General features: G+C 40.5%; 15 protein-coding genes and 2 pseudogenes. 14 read left to right on the plus strand and 3 right to left on the minus strand.

The annotated features are described in order from the left end of the window. The first annotated feature begins 1 nt into the window (after position 1). From D1970_RS15080 to D1970_RS23070, 8 genes and pseudogenes are all read left to right on the plus strand, one after another. Positions 2-844 (plus strand): TlyA family RNA methyltransferase, encoded by an 843-nt coding sequence (locus D1970_RS15080; protein WP_119113693.1) that lies wholly within the window; start codon positions 2-4, stop codon positions 842-844. A gap of 178 nt (positions 845-1,022) precedes the next feature. Beyond that, positions 1,023-1,472, plus strand: a complete 450-nt coding sequence (gene ahrC / locus D1970_RS15085) for a transcriptional regulator AhrC/ArgR (protein ID WP_119113694.1) — start codon at positions 1,023-1,025, stop codon at positions 1,470-1,472. Positions 1,473-1,487: 15 nt separating this feature from the next. After that, positions 1,488-3,179 carry a DNA repair protein RecN gene (gene recN, locus D1970_RS15090; protein WP_119113695.1) on the plus strand — a complete coding sequence of 564 codons (1,692 nt, stop codon included), beginning with the start codon at positions 1,488-1,490 and terminating at the stop codon, positions 3,177-3,179. A 118-nt stretch (positions 3,180-3,297) separates the two neighbouring features. Further along, positions 3,298-4,596, plus strand: coding sequence for a SpoIVB peptidase (spoIVB, locus tag D1970_RS15095; RefSeq protein ID WP_374978557.1), 1,299 nt, complete (start codon positions 3,298-3,300; stop codon positions 4,594-4,596). Between the two features lie 393 nt (positions 4,597-4,989). Further along, positions 4,990-5,784: pseudogene (spo0A, locus tag D1970_RS15105) on the plus strand (sporulation transcription factor Spo0A). 155 nt (positions 5,785-5,939) lie between these two features. After that, complete coding sequence (locus D1970_RS15110; RefSeq protein ID WP_119113698.1) at positions 5,940-6,917, plus strand: tyrosine-type recombinase/integrase; 978 nt, start codon at positions 5,940-5,942, stop codon at positions 6,915-6,917. 169 nt (positions 6,918-7,086) lie between these two features. Then, a complete protein-coding gene (locus D1970_RS23065) occupies positions 7,087-7,362 on the plus strand; it encodes a hypothetical protein (protein WP_246369980.1) in 276 nt (91 codons plus the stop codon). A gap of 125 nt (positions 7,363-7,487) precedes the next feature. Next, on the plus strand, positions 7,488-7,922 hold the full coding sequence (locus D1970_RS23070) for a hypothetical protein (protein WP_246369982.1): 435 nt from the start codon (positions 7,488-7,490) through the stop codon (positions 7,920-7,922). Between the two features lie 75 nt (positions 7,923-7,997). Here D1970_RS23070 and D1970_RS15120 read toward each other — a convergent pair whose 3' ends face one another. Beyond that, a complete protein-coding gene (locus D1970_RS15120; RefSeq protein ID WP_119113699.1) occupies positions 7,998-8,522 on the minus strand; it encodes a hypothetical protein in 525 nt (174 codons plus the stop codon). Positions 8,523-8,552: 30 nt separating this feature from the next. Beyond that, positions 8,553-8,801 (minus strand): hypothetical protein, encoded by a 249-nt coding sequence (locus D1970_RS15125; protein WP_119113700.1) that lies wholly within the window; start codon positions 8,799-8,801, stop codon positions 8,553-8,555. An 883-nt stretch (positions 8,802-9,684) separates the two neighbouring features. Between D1970_RS15125 and D1970_RS15130 the strand changes: the two genes are divergently transcribed. From D1970_RS15130 to D1970_RS15145, 4 genes and pseudogenes are all read left to right on the plus strand, one after another. After that, positions 9,685-10,401, plus strand: coding sequence for an Ltp family lipoprotein (locus D1970_RS15130; RefSeq protein WP_119113701.1), 717 nt, complete (start codon positions 9,685-9,687; stop codon positions 10,399-10,401). 182 nt (positions 10,402-10,583) lie between these two features. Beyond that, a complete protein-coding gene (locus D1970_RS15135; RefSeq protein ID WP_119113702.1) occupies positions 10,584-11,087 on the plus strand; it encodes a helix-turn-helix domain-containing protein in 504 nt (167 codons plus the stop codon). An 85-nt stretch (positions 11,088-11,172) separates the two neighbouring features. After that, positions 11,173-11,241, plus strand: a pseudogene (locus tag D1970_RS15140) (sporulation initiation factor Spo0A C-terminal domain-containing protein); the annotation flags it as partial. 560 nt (positions 11,242-11,801) lie between these two features. Continuing rightward, on the plus strand, positions 11,802-12,539 hold the full coding sequence (locus D1970_RS15145; RefSeq protein ID WP_119113703.1) for a glycerophosphodiester phosphodiesterase: 738 nt from the start codon (positions 11,802-11,804) through the stop codon (positions 12,537-12,539). 20 nt (positions 12,540-12,559) lie between these two features. On the opposite strand, the gene D1970_RS15150 is transcribed toward D1970_RS15145, so the two are convergent. Then, positions 12,560-12,820 carry a DUF2627 domain-containing protein gene (locus tag D1970_RS15150; protein ID WP_119113704.1) on the minus strand — a complete coding sequence of 87 codons (261 nt, stop codon included), beginning with the start codon at positions 12,818-12,820 and terminating at the stop codon, positions 12,560-12,562. 160 nt (positions 12,821-12,980) lie between these two features. Here D1970_RS15150 and D1970_RS15155 point away from each other — a divergent pair, with 160 nt between their 5' ends. Further along, complete coding sequence (locus D1970_RS15155; RefSeq protein WP_119113705.1) at positions 12,981-15,038, plus strand: sigma-54 interaction domain-containing protein; 2,058 nt, start codon at positions 12,981-12,983, stop codon at positions 15,036-15,038. A 135-nt stretch (positions 15,039-15,173) separates the two neighbouring features. Next, the gene (gene yqiS / locus D1970_RS15160) at positions 15,174-16,076 is read left to right on the plus strand and encodes a phosphate butyryltransferase (RefSeq protein WP_119113706.1); all 903 of its coding nucleotides are present in this window, start codon (positions 15,174-15,176) and stop codon (positions 16,074-16,076) included. The last annotated feature ends 12 nt before the right edge of the window (positions 16,077-16,088 follow it).

Here is a 16,088-nt window from a genome sequence, read left to right on the forward strand (position 1 = left end):
AATGAAAACAAGAAAAGAGAGACTTGACGTTCTTCTAGTGGAACGGGGCCTTGCAGAGACAAGGGAAAAAGCAAAAAGGTCCGTTATGGCGGGCCTTGTATATACAAATGAAGAGAGGCTGGACAAGCCTGGTGAAAAAGTGAACGCAGATATCCCTCTCACTATTAAAGGCAACGCAATGCCTTATGTGAGCAGGGGAGGGTTGAAGCTAGAAAAAGCCCTGAACGCTTTTGGGATTGATGTGAATGGAAAAACAATGCTGGATATCGGAGCTTCCACCGGAGGGTTTACGGATTGCGCGCTCCAGCATGGTGCTAAAACGTCATATGCTCTTGATGTAGGCTATAACCAGCTAGCGTGGAAGCTAAGACAGGATGACAGGGTGACGGTGATGGAAAGAACGAACTTCCGCTATGTCACACCTGCTGACTTGGCGAAAGGTATGCCAGACTTTGCCACTATTGATGTTTCTTTTATTTCTTTGAAACTTATTTTTCCTGTTTTAAAGACCTTGCTTGTCCCAGGCAGCGAAGTAGTCGCATTGGTGAAACCCCAATTTGAGGCCGGCCGGGATCAAGTTGGCAAGAAGGGTATCGTTAGAGATCGAAAAGTACACGAGGCGGTAGTGGCGAAAATCATTGATTTAGTGATCGGGCTTGGTTTTGATGTGAAGAATCTTTCCTTCTCTCCAATTACAGGAGGGGACGGTAATATTGAATTCCTGCTGCATCTGATTTGGAACGGCACTGATGATGAGGGGAAACTGCTTATATCATCAAGCCCGGCAGAGGTCGTTGCTGAAGCCCACAGTGTATTAAAATCGAAATCCATGGATGGAGAATAGGCATTGCCTGTTCTTTTTTCATCTTATGTTTTGCTGAAATTGTCGGAATTTTGTCGGTAATAAAGAAAGCTGCTAGGAGAATGGCTCCTTGAGATTGTACAATGGAATAAAATCGGCTAACATATGAAGGGAGACAGACATTTGGAAAATGTTTTGATTGTTTACAGGGGTGATATAAGTGAATAAAGGACAACGCCATATAAAAATTCGCGAACTAATTACAAATAATGATATAGAGACACAGGATGAACTTGTCGAAAGGCTGAAAAGCTCCGGGTTCAATGTGACGCAGGCAACTGTTTCTAGAGACATCAAGGAACTTCATCTTGTAAAGGTTCCCTTGATTGATGGAAGATATAAATACAGCCTTCCTGCCGACCAGCGGTTTAATCCTCTCCAGAAGCTAAAGAGGGCTTTAATGGACGCTTTTGTCCGGCTGGACCATGCAGGACATTTGCTCGTGATTAAAACTATGCCGGGGAATGCGAATGCAATCGGAGCATTGATTGATAATCTTGACTGGGAAGAAATCCTTGGAACGATTTGTGGGGACGATACCATCCTCATTATTTGCCGTAATGACCAAGATACCCAAACGATATCGGCCCGTTTTCTTGAAATGCTGTAAAAGAGGTGACGGTTATTGCTTAGTGAATTATCCATCAGGAATTTCGCCATTATTGAAGCCTTATCTGTATCTTTTCAAAAGGGCCTGACTGTACTGACTGGGGAAACAGGAGCCGGAAAATCGATTATTATCGATGCGGTTCATCTTCTTGTTGGCGGGCGTGGCTCTGCGGAGTTTGTGCGTCATGGAGAGGAAAAGGCCGAAATAGAAGGTCTGTTTTTCTTGGAAGGCAGCAAGCATCCTTGCTATGCGAAGGCAAAAGCCTTTGGGATAGAAATTGAGGATGGCATGGTTGTGCTTCGTCGGGATATCTCAAAAAACGGAAAAAGCGTCTGCCGGGTAAATGGCAAATTGGTCACCATTGCCGTGCTCAGGGAAATCGGTTCCACTTTAATAGATATTCATGGTCAGCATGAGCACCAGGAGCTGATGGATGAATCGAGGCATATCAACCTGCTTGATCAATTTGGCTCCGTTGAAATCATTCCTGCGCTTGATGAGTATCAAAGAGTGTACAGGTCGTATGAACAGACGCTGAAAAAATTAAAGGGCCTTAGCGAGAATGAGCAGCAAATGGCGCATAGGCTTGATTTGATTCAGTTCCAGTTTGAAGAAATCCAGACAGCCGAGCTTCAAATTGGGGAAGATGAAGAGCTTGCAGAGGAAAAACGCAAACTGAATAATTTTGAACGAGTGTTTGACTCCATTCAAACAAGCTATAATGCCTTGCAGGGAGACCAAAGGGGCCTTGACTGGATAGGAATGGTTATGGACAGCCTAGAAAGTGCCGCGGAGCTTGATCCTGCGTATAAAGAGCTGCATGAGGTTGTATCGAATTGTTTCTACCAGCTCGAGGATTCTGCAAGTTCGCTTCGAAACGAGCTTGATCATCTTGAGTACAATCCTGAACGTCTGAATGAGATTGAAACCCGCTTGAACGAAATCAACCAATTGAAGCGCAAATATGGGCGGACGATTGAAGAAATATTGGAATATTTTTCCGCTATCGAAGAAGAGATTGAAACCATCCAAAATAAAGAAGTTCATATTGAGCATATTGAACGGGAGCTTGCTTCACTGAAGAAAGATTTGAAAGTGGAGGCGGGTAATCTTGGGAAAGCCAGGAGAAAATGGGCCAAAAAACTTACTGGCCTGATTCACCGGGAACTCAAGGAACTTTATATGGAGAAAACCGTGTTTGAAGTCAGGTTTGCAGCCGAGGAAGATGTTTTCCAAAGAAACGGGATAGATCATGTTGAATTTTATCTGTCAACCAATCCTGGCGAGCCGCTAAAACCGCTTTCGAGGATTGCTTCAGGTGGTGAACTTTCAAGGATCATGCTTGCCTTAAAAAGCATTTTCTCAAGGCATCAGGGTGTTACGTCCATTATTTTTGATGAAGTGGACACGGGTGTAAGCGGCAGGGTGGCACAGGCGATTGCCGAAAAAATCTTTAAAGTAGCTGCTAGTTCACAAGTGCTATGCATTTCCCATTTGCCGCAGGTTGCCGCAATGGCTGATATGCATTTGTATATCGCCAAGAAAATTAAGAACGGCCGTACAAAAACTTCGGTTGCCCCTCTTTCCGATAACGAAAAAATAAAAGAAATTGGGCGCATGATTTCTGGCGTCGAAATTACCGACTTGACAAAGCAGCACGCAGAAGAGCTTCTCCAGCTTGCTCAGGCCATCAAAACCGAAACTTGAAAAGCTATCCTACTTGGGTAGCTTTTTTATTTTTATACGGGTTATAAATGGCTTTCATCAAGGCAAAATTATAGTTGTAGCCATTTTTAAATGTGTGTGTGGACTAGAAGCGAGGAGAGTGAAAAGATTGAAATTGGAATTTCTCAGACGTTTGATTGGTGGAATTCTCCTTGTTTCATTAATTTTAGCGGGATTCTGCGGACCGATGCAGGAGTACCTTGCAATTCCCAAGAATATTACATTGTTTGAAGGACAGAAACTTGAATTAGAAAACAGCGTCGCTGCCAATGCCGGAATAAACGGCGGGGAAGGCAACGTTAAAATAGCCCAGGCAAGGCATGCCATGAAGCTTGAAGGAAAGTGGCAAGGTAATGATGAAATGGTACTTGACCTCGCAGGCTTTCCAATTAAGAAAGTAGACGTTAATGTGCTTAAAGACTTTAAAGTAGTACCGGGAGGGCAGTCGATTGGTGTAAAACTGAATACAGTCGGTGTACTGGTGGTAGGGCATCACCAGGTGGATGCATCGGAAGGAAAGGTTTCACCGGGAGAAACCGCAGGAATCAAGGTCGGTGACATCATTACGGAAATTAACGGGACACAAATTGATAAAATGGCGGATGTAGCACCGTTTGTTCAACAAGCTGGAGAAGGCGGAAAGCCGATGGATATTGTCATAAAACGGGAAAGCGGAAAGTTCAACACAAAGCTGCAGCCGAAAAAAGACAAGCAAGACAGCACCTATAAGCTTGGGTTATATATAAGAGACTCAGCAGCAGGAATTGGTACGATGACATTTTTCCACCCTCAATCGAAAAAATACGGGGCCCTGGGGCATGTCATTTCAGATATGGACACAAAAAAGCCGATCGTAGTTGAAGATGGACAAATTGTCCGGTCAACAGTCACTTCAATTGAAAAAGGGGCCAATGGAAATCCAGGAGAAAAGCTTGCCCGTTTTTCTTCTGACAGGGAAGTCATTGGAAATATTAAACGTAACAGTCCATTTGGCATTTTTGGCGCACTGAACAGGAATATGGAGAATGGCATTTATGACAAACCTATGCCAATTGCCTTATCTCATCAGGTGAAAGAGGGGCCGGCAAAGATTCTTACGGTAGTCGACAACGATGAAGTAAAACTGTTTGATATTCAAATCGTCAGCACGATTCCTCAGAAATTTCCGGCAACAAAAGGAATGGTCATTAAGGTAACGGACCCTAAACTTCTTGAAAAAACAGGGGGAATCGTACAGGGAATGAGCGGAAGTCCAATCATTCAGAACGGGAAATTAATCGGGGCAGTGACTCATGTTTTTGTTAATGACCCAACCAGCGGCTATGGTGTCCATATTGAATGGATGCTGAATGAAGCAGAAATAAACATTTATGAAAAACCTAAACAGCAGGCGAGTTAAACGAGACAATCCCATCAAGAAGGCTGCTCAGCATGTGGGGAAATTGGAAAGATGAAACGTGGAAAAACTCTATTAAGAACAAGCCGGCAGCCTTTTGCTGCTGGTTTTGTTTTTGGTCCATCATCGCCACAGAGATACATAAACCGGTCTTCAATTCCAACAAATTCAGGCGTGCAGCTCGAATGAAGTTTTTTCGACAAATTCCTTTGTGGGATTTTGTCAAATTGCAAAATTAGTCGAATTAAAGAGATAATTAAAGCAAAATAGAGATTTTGTGCTATTTTTAAGAAAAATTAAAATATAAAAGGATTTTCTGTTGCATTGTCGAATTTGTCATTTAGAATAGAAAGTGACAAGAAATACGAGGAAAACGGGATGAGGAGGAACAAATAAGTGAATCAAATAAAAGTATGCATCGTTGACGATAACAGGGAATTGGTGGGACTGCTTGAGGAATATATATCATCACAGTAAGACATGGAGGTTGCAGGCATTGCGCACAATGGCCAGGACTGTCTTGAAATGCTGCAGGAAGCACAACCGGATGTCTTGCTTTTAGATATAATCATGCCCCATCTTGATGGGCTTGCTGTTCTGGAAAAGCTGAGGGAGCCTGGACGCGGGGCGATTCCCAATGTTATTATGCTCACAGCTTTTGGCCAGGAGGATGTTACAAAAAAGGCTGTTGAACTCGGCGCATCTTATTTTATTCTGAAACCATTTGACATGGATAATCTCGGCAGCCATATCCGCCAGGTAAGCGGTAAAGCAAAAATGTCTGCCAGGAAACCGCTTTCGCCAGGATACCGATCATCATCATTGGACCAAAAGCCAAAGAATCTTGATGCAAGTATTACGAGCATTATCCATGAAATCGGCGTTCCTGCCCATATTAAAGGGTATCAGTATCTCCGTGAAGCAATTTCGATGGTGTATTCCGACATAGAGCTTCTGGGTTCGATCACAAAAGTTCTTTATCCTGATATTGCAAAAAAATTTAATACAACCGCAAGCCGTGTGGAGCGTGCAATCAGGCATGCGATTGAGGTTGCTTGGAGCCGGGGAAACATCGATTCCATTTCCTCTTTGTTTGGATATACCGTTTCAATGACAAAAGCAAAACCCACAAATTCCGAATTTATCGCAATGGTTGCTGATAAGCTTCGTCTGGAGCATAAGGCATCTTGAAAAGAATAATATCAAGGGTTTGTGGCATGTGCTAAGCCAACGAATTCTTAATACTTATACTGAAAATCAATTTCTAAACCGATAAACTTTTTAGCAAATGACCCGTGAATTATTTAATTCATTGGTCTTTTTATTTTGCTTTGGAGGGGAAGAAATTGAAGCTTACTGAGCTCGAATTTTACTTGGAAGACTTTATTGTCTACTGTCAGACAAAGAATTTATCCAAAAAGACTACCTCGTCTTACGAACAATCATTAAAGCTGTTCATTTTGTATTTGAAAGATGTACATGAAATTGAGGACCCAAATGATGTTAGAGCTGGACATATAAGGCAGTATGTCAAGTACGTTCAAGAGCGCGGCAAGTACACCGTAGTTGGAAGCGAAAAGAGCCGGAAGATAAATCATCCTCAGAACAGAACGGACTTTAAGAAGACGGTCAGCAGTGTTACAATCAATAACTACATTCGAAACATCAAAGTGTTCTTTAATTGGCTGCACAGTGAAAATGAGATAAGGAAGAATCCGGTTGATAAGATTGAGCAGATTAAAACAGAACGGAGACAAAAGACAGAGATTACTGAATCGGAGTTTAGAGCATTGTTAGAGGAGTTTGATTATACGAAATTTCATGGGTACCGAAACAAAGTGATCGTAATGCTGCTGCAAGACACAGGCATGAGGATTGGTGAATGTTTGGCTTTAGAAGAAGATAATATCGATTTTAAGCATCGTATGATTCTTGTGACCCGTACAAAAGGAAGAAAAGAAAGATACGTGTACTTTAGTCAGCAAATGTCAAGAGAACTAAGGCACTACATCAAATTTAAAGAAAGGTATTCATCTTCAAATTTACTCTTTCCAACTACAAGGAACTCTGAAATGGCTGTTCAATCATTCGAAAAGCAGTTAAAGCAAGCTGGAGCTCGAATTAATTTAGCTGTCCATCCACATCAATTAAGAAACAACTTTGCAAGGCAGTATCTAATGAATGGAGGAGACCTTTATACATTGAGCAGGATTTTAGGTCATAGCTCTGTAACTGTGACTGAAAAAGCATACTTAGACTTAACGAGAGAGGAAATTGCGAAGAAGTATCAGAATCACAGTCCATTGTCGAAGTGGAGAATTTAAACTCCTGCTAATATGTACAGAACTTATGTTCGGTATTATAATAAAATAAAAGAGAGTGGTTAAGCTTGAGACCCTTTCCACTCTCTTAATAAAACCAAATGCAGAAGATTAAACTTCTACATATAACATTGTAGCAAATCTTCTCTTCTGTGTCAAAAGGAGAAAGAAAATGAAGTTAATATCAATTCTAAGTGGAAAAGGTTTCGTGATGTACAACAAAGAACTGGCTCATAAGGTGTCAGTTAATGGAGCGATCATCTTTGGTCAGTTATGTTCAAGTTATGAGAGTTTTGGAAGTAAAGGCATGTTAACGATTAGAGACAACAATGAATACTTCTTTTTAACAAGCGAAACAATACAAGAAGAAACAGCTCTTACATATAAGCAGCAAATGAAAGCAATAAAAGAGTTATGGGAGTCCCATCTAAGAAATACTTCCACATAACTGACAAGATTGTTAATGAGTTACTTCCTAGCTCTGACAAAAGGGAAGACCTGGACACCTCTGCAAATTCTATCCCAATGCAGTCTGAGGAAACTCCTAGCCTTGACAAAAGGTCAATCCTACCGTTGACCAAAGATACACGCAAGCCTGTACAAAAGGGTTCAACTATTAAAAAGAAAAATAAAAAAGAACAAAATAAAGATAACAAAGAAAATATTGATAATTATCAAGAAACAATTACCAAATCATTAGGACCAAATCAATTTAAGTCTTTAATGATTAATGCTGCTAATGAATTCTATACTCAATTTTCTGTTGGAAGATATTCTATAAAGCAATGGAACACTTTAATTGAAAAATTTGTGAATGAAACAATTGAAAGTAGCCGATACAAAAATATTCCTGAAGCCAAGATTAAAGGATATGCATATAAATCCCTTGAGAACATTGTTGACCATACTGATTACAAGCGTTCAGATGAATTTGCTGAGTATCAAGAAATAATGGTGGGAATCGCTAAAAGAAAAGAGCAAGACGACGATGAAGAGTTACCTTATTAGTCATTAACTAGAATAGCTCTCAGAAGCTCCAGGGTGATCCAGATTGAATAGAAATATAAGGGATAATATAATTTATTATCCCTTATCATATGGGTCTATATGAGCAAAACGATAATCCTTCGCATTAGGATAAATATTTTTATGTTTAAATGTTGGATAAATATTTTCTTTTACGGTTTTTCCTACCCAACCTACACTCATTATTCGATTAATAGCAGCATATGTATAAGCTTCTTGAGCCGTACAAAACTTTGCAACGATTTTTTCTTCTCCATTATTTTGTTTCTGGTACAGCACAATCCTCGGTTTTCGTTCAGGTCGTTCAGGTCTAGGCGGATTTTTTACAATGAATAATTCTTCTGGATACTTTTTCTTATCAGCATATTTAAATCGGTATTGACTCGCATTAGGGTATTTCCTTGTATTAAAAGTTTCAGAGTAATCATTTATTAGTAAGCTTTTTTGGGCACTATGTTGACTCATAATTCCGTTTGAAATAGCCCAATTTTTAGCTTCGGTATTACTTCTAAATAAACCAATTTGAACCTCTGAACCATCTACTAATTTTTTATAACAGATTACCGGAAAACCTACTCCCATTAATTAATCTCCTTTTTAAAAATAGCCTCACTATCTGTAGTCACATATTTTTTCAAAACGATATTTGTTTGCATTTGGGTATTTTCGCCAGTTAACATAATGTAGTTCTGGATAAATATTATCTTTTATACTTTTATGTACCCATCCGACTCCCATTATTTTGTTTTCAGTTGACCATTTGCAAGCTTCTGCTAGAGTATTGAACTCACGTACAAATACCTCAGAGCCATCCTCTAATTTTTTAAAACAGGCTACTTTCATACTCTGTCCCACTGGCATAACAATGCTCCTTTTACCTTTTGTCCTTTATTCTTTCCAAGCCTTTTATAATATATGGTTAATATTATAAAATCAATATTTTATAATAACTTTTGGAGGTTAACATGGCAGAAAAATTTCAATACAACGAAGCGCAGTCAAATTTTCTATAACGCTCAATGGCATTTTCATTGAATAAACTGAACCCGAATTTATTGTAAGACCAGTTGAAAAAGTTGGACCAGCATTAGTTAGTTCCAGTTTTCCTAAAAAAACACCAGACACAACTTTGGAAGAAAGTTATGAAGGTGTAGTTACAACATTGCAAAGGCTTTAATTACTTTATCGGAAAGAGGATTTTTAAATGGTAAAAAGAACTGAAATACTTTGTCCTAATTGCTTTAAGGGAAAGGTCCTTGAAGACAAAAATGATGGCCAAGTTTGGTGCAATCGTCGTGGAACAGAATTTAAAAATACCTTAAAATATAAGTAGTTTACTTCTTTTGGAAGAAGTATAATAAATTGTTCGCTAATTGCGACAACAGATAAAAACAGGGGGAAAATACAACATGAATGGACAGCAAGTTATCCATTGTAAATAATGTGGTAGCAATAAAGTTAAAGATTTGGGAAGTTCAAAAACTGCAGCAATCGTTGGTGGATTAATCACTTTCAGTATTGTTATATGGATTCCGGTTATTGGTTTGTTATTCATGATGCCGATAGGATTAATTTTCTTTATTGGAGGTCTTATATCTCTATTCGGAAAAACAAAAAAACGCAGATTTAAATGCCAGGAGTGCAACCATTCTTTTGATGTTGCAATTGAGACATTTAAAGAATACCAAACTGCGATTATATAAATATAAAAAAACTCATAAAAAAAATCGGGGGAAATTCAAGCATGAAGTCAAAGTTCGCTACAATTCTATTCTTAATCATTTTCTTTCCAGTAGGTCTGTTTTTAATGTGGAAGAACCGACATTTTTCTAAGAAAGCTCGAATCATTATTTCATCAATTTTTGGTCTGTTGATTCTAATAAATATGGCAACTGGAAATGACGATAAAGCAAGTACAGAAGCTTCATCTAAACCGGCACAAGTTGAAAAGAAAAAAGCTCCTGAACAAACTGCTCAAGAGAAAGCTGAAGCAGAAGCAAAGGCCGAGAAAGAAGCAGCTGATAAAGTACAAGCTGAAAAAGAAGCAAAGGCTAAAGCAGATGCCGAAGCTAAAGCAAAGGCAGAAGAAGAAGCTAAAAAGAAAGCTGAAGAAGAGGCTGCTGCCAAAGCAGAGGAAGAAGCTGCTGCTGCTGAAGCTGCTAAACCACAATTGACTCTTGCCCAGGAAAATGCAATTTCAAAAGCACAAGATTATATTGATATGACTGCTTTTTCTCGTAAAGGACTTATTGAGCAAGTAGAGTTTGACGGGTTCAGTAATGCAGATGCAACATTTGCAGTCGATCAACTTACAGTTGATTGGAACGAACAAGCCTTCAACAAAGGTAAAGATTATCTTGATATGACTTCATTTTCAAGAAGTGGATTGATTGAACAATTAGAATTTGATGGATTTACTCCACAACAAGCGACATATGCAGTAAATAAAATTGGATTATAATATAAATGAGAGGGAGCAGAAATGCTTCCCTTTTTATTTAGATAGACAGTACCGTTGAAGAAGTAAATAAAATTCCTCATTTTATAACTTATAACAACTTTTTTCTCCGTTTGATTTACGTTTTTCATGAACGGTATATAAATACATTGTGAGAGAAATAAAACAAACGGGGGAATTCAACTATGGCGGAAAAAATGAAGTTTAGATTTAGAAGAATTGACAAGCTAGACAGTAACTTTACTCAAATTTCAAACAATGTGTTCTATATTTTAAAAGGAAAAGCAACTGCTTATATGGTTTATAGTTATTTAAACCATCGGTATAATACGACTAAATGTTATGCTTTCCCATCTATTAGTACCGTACAAAAAGATTTAGGAATCGGGAGTAATAAAACTGTTGTTTCAGCGATTGAACTATTAGAAGAAAAAAGACTTGTTAAAGTCATTCGAGAAAAACAATCAAATGACAGAAACGCTGAAAAGTTCGTTCGAAGATTTAGAAGCTCCAATGAAGCAGGAAGATATGCAGCTCAAAATAACGTTTGCTCCTATGGTTGGGTTGGCAGAAGTTTGAAAAGTGGAGAAGTTACAAAAAGTACCCGACATTTTCCAATTGGTGGCTTCCTATTTGTATATGAAGATGGTAAAATGAGTTTAAAGAAGGCTGATGAATTAAATATGTAAGCCTATAAACTTTTGGTCATTTAGCTGAAAATCATCGAATTAGATATTGATAAATCAACTTTCAAGGTTCCCTATTTGCTGTTGTAAAGCAACTAGTTCCGAATTCATTGCAATGGTGGCAGACAAGCTACGCCTTGAGCATAAGGCTTCTTGAAGGGGATAGGGCTGCCAGGACAGCATAGATAAAACATTTTAAAATACAGCACTTAATTTATATGAAATTAAAACCATCTTTCTTACATTTGATTAATGCAATCAAATGTAAGGAAGGTGGTTTTTTTAAAAGATGACTTCTGTAAAAAGAAATTTTTGTCGCGTAGTGTGAATAATGTGAATATGTACCTATCCAAACATAAAGGGTAATTTATGAAAAAGATTAATGGTGTTATGTGTACTTTTTTTGCTGGAATTGCGTCAAGCTGTGTCAAAATGCATGGAAGGCTTGAAGTTAGATGACTTATGGAGTTAAAAAGACGGTTTACAAAATGGATGATAGTATTGAAAGAACAAATGTGCAAAAGCCTATTATATAAGAATGCTGAATCCCCATTGTTGTTTATATAAGGGTATTTTTCAACCATTCATTAGTGCGGCAGCAGTGTTGCAAGTGTAAGATTAGGGCATGGGGGAAGAAGGAACGGAATAGGATTACAAAGGATAACTTTATTTATGTATAACATGAAAATATAAAAATTTATGTCGGGAAGTGATTGCATGACATTGATATTTGCTCATCGGGGCTTTGCGGCTTCTTTTCCAGAGAACACGATGAAGTCATTTACGGAAGCCCAAAAGGCGGGAGCAGACGGAATTGAATTGGATGTACAGATGACAAAAGATGGTGAGCTTGTTGTAATCCATGATGAGAAAGTGGACAGGACAACTGACGGAAAAGGATATGTGCGGGAGTACACTGCAAGCGACTTGAGAAAGCTAGATGCACGTTATAAATTTCAAGAGTTACATAAGAAGGAGCAGATTCCGTTTCTTGAAGAAGTGCTTAATTGGCTAAAGGGCAATTCAATGGTATGTAACATCGAGCTGAAAAATGGAGTCTTTCCTTACAAAGGAATGGAAGAGAAAGTTATTTCGCTTATCAGGAGGAACAGGCTTGAGAACCGGATCATCCTTTCTTCCTTTAATCATTATAGTCTTGTCCACGCATTTCGGCTTTCGCCGGAAATTGAAATAGCTCCGCTCCTGACTGATGGGATATACATGCCATGGATCTATGCCGAGTCTATCCGTGCTAAAGGATTCCATCCGCACCACCGGACGCTTCATGATTCGATTATCAGCTTATCCCTGAAGCATGGCATAGAGGTAAGGCCTTATACTGTCAATAACGAACATGCAATGGAACGTTTCATCAAATTGAGAACATCAGCAATTATTACAGATGACCCAGCGAAGGGTCTTGCAATCCGAAAAGCATGTATGCAGGAAAATTAAGCAAAAGGCCGGGACTACCGTCACGGCCTTTTGCTGTCTTTTCCGGAAGGAATACGAAAACGTGCCTGCACTTTATTTTTTTTTCGGTCACGATACAATATAAAGCCGGCCACAAAACCGAGGCCCCCGAGAAAAAGGATGAGACCGGCTAGGAACTGAAGCAAAAGATGTGGAAACGGCGGCTGAAGAATTCCGAATACCATGTCACGCATAAGCTTGATTCCATAGGCGGCAAGCGCGCCAGGTATAAGCATGATGGCAAGTGCGATTATCCTGGTCATGAATTTATCCCTTCAAATAAAAATATTACTTTCACGAGTATGATAAAACATTCGTGAAATTTGTCAAGGAAAACAAAACCGGATACAATGAACCTGAAGAATATTGCAGACCTCATGATTTTTGTGTGAAAAAATTTTCCTGATAGCAGGGAGGGAATCCATGCAGAGAATAATGATTATCGGTGCCGGCAAAGGCGGCTGTCTGATTCTTGAAATGTTGAAAGAGACGGCCAAGGTAGCTGTCATAATTGATATTGATCCTGAGGCACCAGGCCTGGCTCTTGCTGAAAAATACGGAATTCAAACAGGCGCAGACTGGCGGACTTTCAATACTGAGTATTTTGATTTTATTATCGAGGTCACTGGTGATGATAAAGTCTTTCAGGAGTTGAGGGCCGCGCGCGGCCAGGACACGGCTATTATACCCGGCGGTGTTGCATTTTTAATGGCGAGCCTTATGGGCGAAAAAGAAGCCTTAATCAAGGCACTGCGAAATGAAACTTACAAACTTGATTTGATATTCAACTCCACTGGCGACGGTATGATCGTTGTCAACATCGACTCCGAAGTGATCCTTTTTAACAAGGCAGCCGAAAAGATTATCGGCATTCCAAGAAGTGAAGCAATCGGCAGGAATATTCTTGATGTAATTCCTGCAAGCAGGCTGCCGCTGGTAATAGCTACAGGCAGGACAGAAACGAACCAGGAGCTTGTCCTTGCTGATGGTTCCAAAATTATCGCTACCCGTATTCCGATGGTTGACGGAAGCAATCACCTCATAGGCGCTTTCTCGGTGTTCAAGGATATTACTGAAGTAGTTAACCTCGCCGAGGAAATCACCAACCTAAACGAAATACAAACATTGCTCCAGGCAATCATCCAGTCAAGTGATGAAGCCGTATCCGTTGTGGACGAGCATGGCAGGGGAATATTGATCAACAGGGCTTATACTAGAATAACAGGCCTTCCTGAAGAAAAAGTGATCGGGCTGCCGGCTACCACTGATATTTATGAAGGGGAAAGCATGCATATGAAAGTCCTTCAGACAAGGCGGGCAGTCCGCGGAGCTGCAATGAGGGTCGGTCCCAACAAGAAAGAAGTGATCGTCAATGTCGCTCCCATTATCGTTGACGGAAAGCTGAAAGGTAGCGTAGGCATCATACATGATATGTCGGAAATCAAAAGCCTTAACCGGGAGTTGAACCGCGCCAGGCAAATTATTCGGACGCTCGAGGCCAAATACAGCTTCGAGGATATCATTGGACAATCAGAAGAGATGACCATTGCTGTTGAACAGGCAAAGCTGGGTGCCAAAACACCTGCTACAATCCTTCTCAGGGGCGAATCGGGCACAGGAAAAGAGTTATTTGCCCATGCCATACATAATGCTAGTGACAGGAAGTACAACAAATTTATCAGGGTTAACTGTGCTGCGATATCTGAGTCGCTGCTTGAAAGCGAATTGTTTGGGTATGAAGAAGGAGCATTTTCAGGCGCCAAAAGAGGCGGGAAACGGGGTTTCTTCGAAGAAGCTAACAACGGCAGTATTTTTCTCGATGAAATTGGTGAGCTCCCGCCAAATACGCAGGCAAAGCTCCTTCGCGTACTTCAGGAGCATGAAATTCTCCGGGTTGGCGGGACAAAGCCCGTACCAATCAACGTCAGGGTGATTGCGGCTACCAATGTAAACCTTGAAAAAGGGATCGCAAACGGATCTTTCCGGGAAGATTTATACTACCGGCTGAACCGAATGCCAATCCATATTCCTCCGCTTAGGAGAAGGAAAGAAGATATTCCCTCGCTGTGTGAAAGGCTTATTCAGAAAATCAATCAGGATTATGGAAGAAACATAGAGGGAGTATCAGCAGATGCTGCAAAAAAATTAATGATGCATGATTGGCCGGGAAATGTAAGGGAACTCGAAAATGTCCTAAGCAGGGCCATCATCTTCATGAATTATACAGAAACAGCCATTACAGAATCCCGCTTGCCTGACCTTGGAGTGGAAAGCAAGCTTCATCCTGCAGAGCCTGAAATTCATGAAAGCAGTATGCCTCTTTCGGAACAGCTTGACCTGCATGAGGCTAAAATTATCAGGAAAACACTGCAGAAGTTGAACGGCAATAAAACTTCGACTGCCAAATCGCTTGGTATTTCGGTGAGGAGTCTGTACTATAAACTTGAAAAATACAACATTGAACTAAATAGCATGCAATAATTTGCATGCTATGCAGATTATTGCAGAATACTTTACGAATAAAGTAAACGTTTACAAGGCTTTTGCTTTGGCACGCTTCTTGCAATATTAAGTATATGTATCCGGCAATTTTAGGAGAAGGGGTTGGGACGTTACATGAAACTGGAATCACTCATAGAAAAAGCAACCCAAATGAGGAAAAAGAAAGTTGCTGTTGCAGCAGCTGAAGATGCTGAAGTGCTGGAAGCAGCAGCATCTGCGGCAGAAAAGGGTATGGCAGAGTTCCAGCTGTACGGCGACGAAAGTGAGATCAGCAGGATTCTGAAAGAAAACCATCCGGAGCTTTCTGAGGGAAACAGGATGAAAATCATCCATACTGACACTAAAGCGAAAGCAGCGGAAGAGGCTGTAAAAGCTGTCAGGTCTAAAGAAGCGGAAGTCCTGATGAAAGGGAATATCCCGACAGCAGCCCTGCTTAAGGCTGTTCTGAATAAGGAGTATGGTTTGAGGACGGGGAATGTCCTCTCACATGCAGCTGTCTTTGAAGTTCCCGGTTTTGACCGGCTGATCATCGTGACAGACGCAGCGATGAACATTAATCCCGACCTACAGCAGAAAGCTCAAATCATCCAAAATACGGTTGGTGTGGCAAAGGCAGCAGGGATTTCTAATCCAAAAGTTGCACCACTGGCAGCAGTGGAAGTAATCAATCCTGCCATGCAGGCGACTCTTGATGCGGCCGCCTTGACACAAATGAACCGACGCGGACAGATTAAAGGCTGTATCGTTGACGGTCCCCTCGCACTCGACAATGCTGTATCCGCTTTGGCGGCTGAGCATAAAGGGGTTGAGGGCGATGTTGCCGGAGCTGCGGATATTCTGCTTGTGCCAGACATTGAAGCAGGAAATATTTTGTACAAATCACTGATGTATTTCGCAGGAGCTAAGGTAGGGGCTGTCATCGCAGGAGCGTCTGCACCAATCGTGCTGACGTCCAGGGCTGATTCTGCCGAAAGCAAAGTAACCTCGCTTGCACTAGCGCTATGCTCAGCTGAATAAAAAACATTTTGG

The organism is Mesobacillus zeae, assembly GCF_003570705.1.
Classification (GTDB): domain Bacteria; phylum Bacillota; class Bacilli; order Bacillales; family Cytobacillaceae; genus Mesobacillus_C; species Mesobacillus_C zeae.

Coding starts and splice junctions, on each gene's coding strand:
- D1970_RS15080 (WP_119113693.1), top strand. CDS start 2: ATGAAAACAAGAAAAGAGAGACTTGACGTTCTTCTAGTGGAACGGGGC.
- D1970_RS23065 (WP_246369980.1), top strand. CDS start 7,087: ATGAAGTTAATATCAATTCTAAGTGGAAAAGGTTTCGTGATGTACAAC.
- D1970_RS15120 (WP_119113699.1), bottom strand. CDS start 8,522: ATGGGAGTAGGTTTTCCGGTAATCTGTTATAAAAAATTAGTAGATGGT.
- D1970_RS15125 (WP_119113700.1), bottom strand. CDS start 8,801: ATGCCAGTGGGACAGAGTATGAAAGTAGCCTGTTTTAAAAAATTAGAG.
- D1970_RS15130 (WP_119113701.1), top strand. CDS start 9,685: ATGAAGTCAAAGTTCGCTACAATTCTATTCTTAATCATTTTCTTTCCA.
- D1970_RS15135 (WP_119113702.1), top strand. CDS start 10,584: ATGGCGGAAAAAATGAAGTTTAGATTTAGAAGAATTGACAAGCTAGAC.
- D1970_RS15145 (WP_119113703.1), top strand. CDS start 11,802: ATGACATTGATATTTGCTCATCGGGGCTTTGCGGCTTCTTTTCCAGAG.
- D1970_RS15150 (WP_119113704.1), bottom strand. CDS start 12,820: ATGACCAGGATAATCGCACTTGCCATCATGCTTATACCTGGCGCGCTT.
- D1970_RS15155 (WP_119113705.1), top strand. CDS start 12,981: ATGCAGAGAATAATGATTATCGGTGCCGGCAAAGGCGGCTGTCTGATT.
- yqiS (WP_119113706.1), top strand. CDS start 15,174: ATGAAACTGGAATCACTCATAGAAAAAGCAACCCAAATGAGGAAAAAG.